The following is a 2,559-nucleotide window of genomic DNA, read 5'->3' on the forward strand; positions in this document are numbered from 1 at the left end:
CGCTGGGATCGCATCGCCAAGCACGACATCGGTCCTGATGACGTGGCGATCTTCGCGGAAGGAGACGAGCACCAGCCGCTGGCAGACTACAACGCGACGGACATCGACGAGCGATGGTTGTGATGACCATCATCCATGTGCACTCAGCAAGTGTCGCTTGCCCCAATCAAACCGAGCGCCGAGGCCGAGCTGGGTATTTCGATCGCTCCTGCTCGAGCCGTTCGACGCCAAAACGGCTAACAAACTGCTCAGTGATCGCTGCCATCCTGGCGTGCGCCTTGATGGCATCGACGCGGTGGCGGCGGGCTAAGTCCAGCATTCTCCTTCGCTCACACCCATCGTTTTGCTCGTCATCAACTTTGCTGGCCAGGACAAGAACTTCCTCAGCGAAGTTTTCATTCAAATCAATCGAACGCTGCAGGTCGTTCATATAGGCCAACATGGCAAACAAAACCGTTTGGTTCATGCCGCGTGCCCTCACCCAGGCCCAAGTCTGGACGCGTTGTTCAAGCTACACGCTACTAGATCCGGTAGCGTTCGGAGCGGGTCATCAGTTCGCCGGCCAATTCGGTCAGGTTGGCGGATGCCGTTTCCACCTCGCGAGTGCCGGCGGCCGTCTGCTGGCTTGCCTGCCGGATGTTGTGAAGCGCGCCCGTCACCTGCTCGATGCCGAGCAGCTGTTGGTTGGTTGACGCCACGATCTGCTGGAAGGTCTGCACACTTTCCTCCACCCGCGCCGCCATCTCCTCGATGGTGCGGACAGTGGAGTCGGTGCGGGTCTTGCCGGCGGCGGCGCGCTTCACCGCCTCCTCGGTGAGCATCACCGAGGCGTTGATGCCGCGCTGGATCTCCCCGAGGATGCCGCGCACCTGCACCGTGGCATTCTTGGCTTGGTCGGCGAGCAGCTTCATCTCGGAGGCCACTACCGTGAAGCTGAGCCCTTGTTCGCCTGCAGCAGCAGCCTCAATTGCAGCGTTGAGGGCAAGCAGGTGGGTTCGCTCGGAGATGTCGTTGACGGTGACGATGATCTCGCCGATCGCCTGGGTCCGCTCGCTGAGCGCGACGATGTTGCCGGCGACCGCCTCGCCCTGCTCGCGGATCGATTCCATCGCCTTCGCGGTGTCGCCTGCCGCGCGCAGCCCGGAGCGGGCGGTCTGCGCCGCGGCCTGAGCGGTCGCAATGACTTCCGTCGCCCGCTTCGAGATCTGCGCGCCGGATTGCGAAATTTCATCGATGGTAGCAGCGGTCTCTTGGACAGCGGCGAACTGCTCCTCGACGCTCGCGGCCTGCTCCTGGGCGGAGGCGCGGATCTCAGCTGCAGCGGCATTCAAGTCCGCCGTAGCAGCACGGTTGGTGCGCGCTAGATCGGCGAGCCCTTCCACCATGGCGTTGAGGGTGGTTCCAAGCCTTCCGACTTCATCGCGACCGGTTGCAACGGTACGGCCTGTCAGGTCTCCCGTGCCGACACGCTCAACAAAGCCCAGCACGCCCCCGAGCGGACGCACGATCCAACGATTGATGGCAACGCCGATGCCGGCGCAGAACAGAAGTGTCAGGAGCGTGCCAAGCCAGAGCGTAGTTTTCGCATCCCGCTCAGCGTCAGCTAGACGCTCAGTTTGTATCGAGCGGTTCTTTTCTTCCGTAGTTTCAATAGCGGCGAGCTTTTCGCGAAGGGTGTCAAAGAATTGCTTGCCTTTTCCCTCGGCCTCAATGCGCACTGCATCTGTACGTGTGGTCGGATCGGCTGCAAGCCGTATAGCGGATTCGCCGATGTCCCTCTGCCAACTCTGAGCTGCGACTATAGCCTCCTCCAACAACTTGGATGGCTCGGCGTCAGTGCCGATAAGCCCGCGGAGGCGACTGGTGACTTCGCTCAAGGCCGACCTGCCAACATGGTAGGGCTCCAAGCTGCTGTCCCGGCCTGTGATTAGATAGCCGCGGAGCCCGGTCTCCTGATTGAGCATAGCTGCGCGGAAAACGTCGAGATCTCGGAGCACAAGGACTACGCGACGGCGAGCCTCGGTCGCATCATGCAGTTGGTCCAATGCGTTCAGAACCGCGCCGCTGCTGAGGACTGAGACGAGCGCAATTGCACCAATGGCACTGCCAAGCGTGCGGTTGAGGCCAAACGTAATCGGCATGCTTAGCGGGGCTCCTGATCACGCTCGCTCCTATCACGACCGTGCAATCCGCATCGCTTGTGAAAAATCGGCGCGCCACTGTCTACGCTTCGATATTCGCGACACAGATGCGTCCGTCAGATTACGCAACTTAATAGCGATTGGACGAGGTGGGCGATCCGGGCCGCCTGCATCTGCAGCAGATCACCCTCAATGCCTGTGCGGCGCTCCTCCTGGAAACAGACAAGACTGCTTCAGCCCGTGTCCCGCCGCTCGCCACGGGTTACAATTATCAGTGTCTGGTTCGGCAACGGTCGCTGCAAGGCAGATGCCTCGGACCATGGCGCGCGCAGCCAGACGTCCCGCTCCTCCTCCGTCGTCAGGATCACCGGCATCGCCTTGGGATGCACGGCGCCGACCTCGGCGTTCGGTTCGGTGG

Annotated in this window: 2 protein-coding genes and 1 pseudogene; all 3 read right to left on the reverse strand. The window is 61.7% G+C overall.

Annotation, left to right across the window (positions count from 1 at the left end; all coding sequences use genetic code 11):
- Positions 1–166: 166 nt before the first annotated feature.
- Positions 167–466, reverse strand: coding sequence for a hypothetical protein (locus ABS772_RS19345; protein WP_350396426.1), 300 nt, complete (start codon positions 464–466; stop codon positions 167–169).
- 55 nt (positions 467–521) lie between these two features.
- The gene (locus ABS772_RS19350) at positions 522–2,141 is read right to left on the reverse strand and encodes a methyl-accepting chemotaxis protein (protein WP_350396427.1); all 1,620 of its coding nucleotides are present in this window, start codon (positions 2,139–2,141) and stop codon (positions 522–524) included.
- Between the two features lie 233 nt (positions 2,142–2,374).
- A pseudogene (locus ABS772_RS19355) lies at positions 2,375–2,559 on the reverse strand (SOS response-associated peptidase); the annotation flags it as partial.

Origin of the sequence: Methylorubrum podarium (genome assembly GCF_040270385.1) — a bacterium.
GTDB lineage: Bacteria > Pseudomonadota > Alphaproteobacteria > Rhizobiales > Beijerinckiaceae > Methylobacterium > Methylobacterium podarium.

Coding starts and splice junctions, on each gene's coding strand:
- ABS772_RS19345 (WP_350396426.1), bottom strand. CDS start 466: ATGAACCAAACGGTTTTGTTTGCCATGTTGGCCTATATGAACGACCTG.
- ABS772_RS19350 (WP_350396427.1), bottom strand. CDS start 2,141: ATGCCGATTACGTTTGGCCTCAACCGCACGCTTGGCAGTGCCATTGGT.